The sequence below is a fragment of the Eubacterium sp. AF15-50 genome (assembly GCF_934835595.1).
GTDB classification, from domain to species: domain Bacteria; phylum Bacillota; class Clostridia; order Lachnospirales; family Lachnospiraceae; genus Eubacterium_G; species Eubacterium_G segne.
Genome location: NZ_CAKVZL010000111.1, coordinates 1 through 5,917 on the forward strand (window position 1 = coordinate 1; position 5,917 = coordinate 5,917).

Genomic DNA, 5,917 nt, shown 5'->3' on the forward strand with positions numbered 1-5,917 from the left:
CTATACACTTCCCACTATCTGGGCGTGTTCGGGACTTTCACCCGTTAGAGCGCGCCCATGGCGCGCAAACTATAAAAGGGGCTGCGAATTGCAGCCCCTTTTACATCTATTCAGCTTTTTGCTGATAATTATTTAAAATCCTAATAAACACAATAAGTCCTACCATCAATGCTATTGCTATTGGAAGTACAATCCATGGATTCTGAATAAAACCTGCCAAAATAAAGGATAGGAAAGATACTGCTGCTGCAACTATTGCATATGGAAGCTGTGTAGATACATGATTTACATGTTCACATTGTGCCCCTGCTGATGCCATAATAGTGGTATCCGAAATTGGTGAACAGTGGTCACCACATACAGCTCCTGCCATACATGCTGAAATAGCTAAAATCATGAGTTCATAATTGTCCTTCTGGAAAACAGCCACAACAATAGGTATTAATATACTAAAGGTTCCCCAGGATGTTCCTGTTGCGAAAGCAAGGAAACATGCAACAAGGAAAATAATTGCCGGCAAGAAATTTACGAAATCTCCTGCTACTGACTTCATGGAATTAGCCACGAAGTCACTTGCTCCAAGGGAATCTGTCATAGCCTTAAGTGTCCATGCCATAATAAGTATCAAAATAGCAGGTACCATTGCCCTAAATCCCTCAACAAGGCAATCCATACATTCCTTAAACGGTAACACCCTTCTAATTACGTATAACAATATGGTAATTACCAATCCAAAGAAACTTCCCAATGACAAACCTACTGACGCACTACTGTTGGAAAATGCCTCAATAAATCCTACTCCACTGAAGAATCCACCTGTATATATCATTCCAATAACACAACATACAACAAGACATATAATTGGAATTAACAGGTCTTTAACCTTACCTTTTTTCTCAGCACCATAATCCTCTGATGAATCAATTTCCTTTCCTGTTGTAAATAAATCACCATTTTTTGCATTTTTTTCATGCTTTGCCATTGGTCCGAATTCAACTTTAAGTAAAACCATTGAAACCATCATAACAATTGTAAGAATTGCATAATAGTTATAAGGAATTGCTTTTACAAATAATGAAAGACCATCTTCTCCCTCTACGCATCCGCTAACTGCTGCTGCCCATGAAGAAATTGGTGCAATTATACACACCGGTGCAGCTGTTGCATCAATTATGTACGCAAGCTTCGCACGGGAAATATTATGTTTATCCGTAACAGGTCTCATAACACTTCCTACTGTAAGGCAGTTAAAATAGTCATCAATAAAAATCAAAACTCCCAATAAAATTGTTGCTAACTGAGCTCCCACTCTTGTTTTAATATGCTCTCCTGCCCATTTACCAAAAGCTGCCGAGCCACCTGCTTTGTTCATAAGTGCAACTATAGTTCCAAGGATTACAAGGAATATTAAAATTCCCACATGGTCACCGTCTGATAACACACTTACGAATCCACCTTTAAAAGCATGCATAACAACCGTTTCAGGATTTGTTCCATACAAAATTGCCCCTACTAAAATTCCTATAAAAAGTGAACTATACACTTCTTTTGTAATTAATGCCAATGCAATAGCTACCACCGGTGGCAAAAGTGCCCAAGCCGTAGCATATAATGACGGAACGTAATCTGTATCGTCCCCTGCCACAACTACCGTTGCACATATAAGTGTCATTAGTGCCACCACTGACATAAATACGGAAATCTTTTTAAGTTTCCATTTCTTCTGTGATTTTCCCATAATTTCCTCCTGCGGTATGTCAAATACGACTACCAAATATATTTGCACCTTCTATTGTAAGATACAAATATATTTTTCGCAATTAAAAATTAAAATATTTGTTACATTTCCGTCAGCTTTAATATTGTATACTCCAACTGCTTCTAAATTAATTGAAGTAAAGATCAGCGCCACAATAACAATTAATCCAATTAATTTATTACCTAATTTCTGTTTGCTACTTCCTATGTAATTGCTCATATCTTCTCCTCTCATTCTACGCTACATAAGTTAATACCAAATTTAACCTGTTTTTTATGATACAATATTTTTTGAATTTTGGTGAAGCCATTAGGTAATGATTAAAACCGGCTTTGCACTAAATATAAGTAAAACCGCAGTTTCCTGTAAAAATACACTTAATGTACTTGCACATAGAACTACGGTTTTTATAATTTTAATTTATTCTATTTTATTTTAACTTTTTTAACTTTTGACCATTTTTTTGCTCCTACTGCCATTACCCTTACATAAAGCTTTTTCTTTCCCTTAAGCTTTCTGCTCTTTATTACCACGGTAACTTTCTTCACGGTCTTTTTAAGCAAAACTTTCTTAAATTTCTTATTAGAGGCAATCTGAACTTTATACTTCTTTGCCCCTTTAACCTTCTTAAATTTAAGACTTAACTTAACAGCTTTTTTCTTCTTAACCGCCTTAGTTATCTTAGTCTTTGCCAATGCTTTCTTCAGCGAATTAGGTTTTTTATTGCCATTATTAGTAGGCACTTCCACTGCATTCTTTGTTGTAGGATTTTCCACTGCCGGCTTTGTTGTAGGATTTTCCACTGCCGGCTTTGTTGTAGGATTTTCAGGAGTCTTTGTTCCTAATTTGTAATCACCGTACAGGTGGTCATGGGCTCCATCAGTAGTAACTCCCTTATTCTTGTCCGGTTTCTCATCTTCTGTGTCTCTTAATATTTTCTGATATACCCTTACATAATCTACCTGCATAAGCCCTGATGTAAAACTATCATCAGGAACGTAACCGCTGTCAAAAGTTCCTCCTGCAGCCAGATTTAAAATCAGATAAAATCTCTGGTCAAAAGGTGCATAGGCATTTCCTCTGTCTGAGCCTGAATACCATTCCCCGTATGTGCATTTAAAATAGCACTTACCGTCACAGTATATCTTTATTATTTCTGCATCCCACACAACGCTGTATACATGCCAGTCTGCAATTCCTGTTTTTTTCTTTCCATCCTGCACCATATTAAATACGTCTGATGTGTTTATATTGTTAGGCCACTGTGCGCCATAGTGAAGAGTACCAAAAACCATATCCGGTGTTCTTCCACGTCCCTCAAATACATCTATTTCTCCTGAAAGAGGCCATGAGCCATATCTTGAGTCATTTGGAAGCATCCATATTGCCGGCCATACACCTGTTCCTGTAGGCATTTTTGCCCTGAAATCCACTCTTCCATATTTAACGGAAAATTTATTTTGAGTTGTTATTTTTCCTGATGAATATTTTGCAGTTGCCTTCTTTGTGGAATCATTTTTCTGTGAAAATTCCTTTGACTGCTTTTTCATAATAATATTCAAATTGCCATCTGAAACAGATACATTATCTTTTGTATAATACTCTAACTCCTGATTTCCCCATCCGGCAGTGTTAATATCATTTTCATCTAACAGAAAACCTTCCTGATAGTTCCACTTAGTTGTATCAAGTTTATTTCCCGTAAACTCATCATTCCAAATCATTTTCCAGCCTGATGGTGTATAAGGATTTGAACTGTCTTCTACTGTTATATCTGCCATATCTGATGGAAGCTTATCTTTATATGATGAATTTCCTTTTATTGTATATGTTACGGAATTTCCACTCATATCTCCGCCTTTCTTTCCATCTTTTGGGTAGCTTATTCTAATCTCTGTATCTCTCTTAACAGGCTGGAGCCATAATCCATATATGTTATCAACAAAATATCCCCATTGCTGGCTTATGGAACTGTTATTAAATCCATTTCCCTGATAAACCCATCCGCTTTTGGCTACATCCGTAAGAGGAATCCATACATTATTTACCTTAACTTCATATTTAAACAGTTCCAAATCCTTTTTAATTGCACTGGTTCCTCCAATTTTAGGAAGTGGTATTCCTACAGATGCTGTTTCTACGGAACCTGCATCATAAGATGTTTTTCCATCGTAAGATGTAAGATTATAATTACTTCTTGCAGGCTCAGTATATGTAACATTTACATCCTGATAAATACTGCTGTTACCTACTTTTTGGAAACGAAGGGTAAATGACCAGCCTATATTTTTAAACCAGTAACCTCCGTCACCCTCTGAATAATAACCAAAATTCTGATCCCATAAAAATCCTGATGAAGCATTGCTTAAAAATTTAACAAATCCCTTTCCATCATGATTATCTACCAAAATGTTAATATCATCCTGAACCTGTTCATATTTAATGTTTTTATCACCATTAAAAGTCCAAAGTCCCCAATGGGTTGCTGAACCTCCTGTTGAATCAGCTGTTATATTTGCCTCTGTTGTTGTAATACTTGTAAGCTTAAGCTTATCAAGTTTGTTTAATACAAGGTTATAAATTAAGTCAACATCATTTGTTTTTCCATGAAATTTAAGTTCAGTGGTTTCAGTTAATTTCATCCAGCATACCCAGCCACCCCAGCTTTGGTACTCCCATGCCCAGGTGTCATTCCATTTGAAATACTCAACATCTTCTATTTTTTTCCACTGTCCCTTTGTACCTTCCTGCTGTCTTACATATACCTGCAAATCCTTTTCCACGTCGGCAATTGACAGTTCGCTGCTTTCCTTGCCGTTAAATTTAGGCATAACAAATCCGTAACTTGCCTCTCCTACTGCCGAATGGGTAATCGTAGGGCCATTTTCTCCCGGATAATAGCTCATGGATGTAATTGCGGTAGTTGCTCCTAACACTTCTCCCGGCTGATTCCATCCGGGAACATTTGCCATTCCTAAAGTCAGCGCACAGGTTAATGCAACTGCCATAATTTTTTTTAAAAGCTTACTGAAATGTTTTTTCTTCCTTTCCATAATTTCCTCCTTTTCTTCCGCTCCTTGACTTTAATGTCATTTACAATACCCATTATACCAGTATCATTTTTTTATTACTATGTTTCATTTTTTATTTTAGGCGCAAAAAAACAGTTCCCTGACTATAGCTTATTTGCCATAATCAGAGAACTGCTTTACTTACTTATTTATTTAGGTCTTACTACAATACTTCCCCAGTTGTAATCTACCGGTTTGTATTCAGGGTCAACCACCTTTAATATGTTATTGTACAAATATTCGTGAGCTCTGTTGGTGCTCATCTTGCAATTATCATACAATAATTTTGATACTCTATATATTGAAAAATATGAAACACTACTGTATACATAACTTCCATCTGAAAGTTTTGCATATCCTCTTATTCGGTATTCCTGAGTATATGCCGCCTTGGTGCTTCCATTATCCTTCATTGTCATTACATAGTTGGTTGCCGTATCTGATGCAGAGAACTTTTTGTTAATAATACCTTTTTCCGTAGACTTAAAAGCCGCAACATATTTACTGGTGCTTCCAACTACCATATCTTTATTTTTAACTTCTCCGTTGTCTACAGCATAAATATTACCATACTCTACTACTTTCCTGCCATCGATTTCAGGTTCTACAGAGGAAACCGTTCTTAAGCCCCAGTTAGTCTGACTTATCTGGAATCCCTCAATATTTATCTTATCTGAAATAACAACATCTTCCTTTCCCTCAACACTTTTTACATCAAAGGCAATATTGTCAACATTTGCCACATGTTTATGTGAGCCATCATTCTTAAATACAATATATACATCATGAAGACCACTTATGGATTTTTCAAGCTGCTGACTTACAGTAGTATATGTACTCCAATTATCTCCTGTAACCGGAAGATTAATAGTTGCTACAGGTTCTCCTACCTTGCTGTCTATATACACCTGTGCATATCCGCCTGCATCACTCTTTTGTCCCGAATAGTTAAAGCTTACCTGAGATGCCAAACCGTTAAAGTACACACTGTCATATCTTACCCATGTATTGTTTTTCACTCCACCAATGTTTTTGCCATCATTAACTATATGATCGGACTTTGCATCAAACTCTTCTGCTTCTACTT

The 5,917-nt window shown here is 36.6% G+C and carries 4 protein-coding genes; all 4 read right to left on the minus strand.

Going from position 1 to position 5,917, the window contains the following annotated elements; genetic code table 11:
* Window positions 1–106: 106 nt before the first annotated feature.
* Window positions 107–1,738, minus strand: a complete 1,632-nt coding sequence (locus Q5O73_RS09750; RefSeq protein ID WP_368076762.1) for a Na+/H+ antiporter NhaC family protein — start codon at window positions 1,736–1,738, stop codon at window positions 107–109.
* A gap of 51 nt (window positions 1,739–1,789) precedes the next feature.
* Window positions 1,790–1,978, minus strand: coding sequence for a hypothetical protein (locus Q5O73_RS09755; protein ID WP_302669586.1), 189 nt, complete (start codon window positions 1,976–1,978; stop codon window positions 1,790–1,792).
* A 206-nt stretch (window positions 1,979–2,184) separates the two neighbouring features.
* Complete coding sequence (locus tag Q5O73_RS09760) at window positions 2,185–4,812, minus strand: glycoside hydrolase family 16 protein (RefSeq protein WP_302669587.1); 2,628 nt, start codon at window positions 4,810–4,812, stop codon at window positions 2,185–2,187.
* Window positions 4,813–4,979: 167 nt separating this feature from the next.
* On the minus strand, window positions 4,980–5,917 hold a 938-nt coding region (locus tag Q5O73_RS09765), incomplete at its 5' end, for a carbohydrate-binding protein (RefSeq protein WP_302669588.1).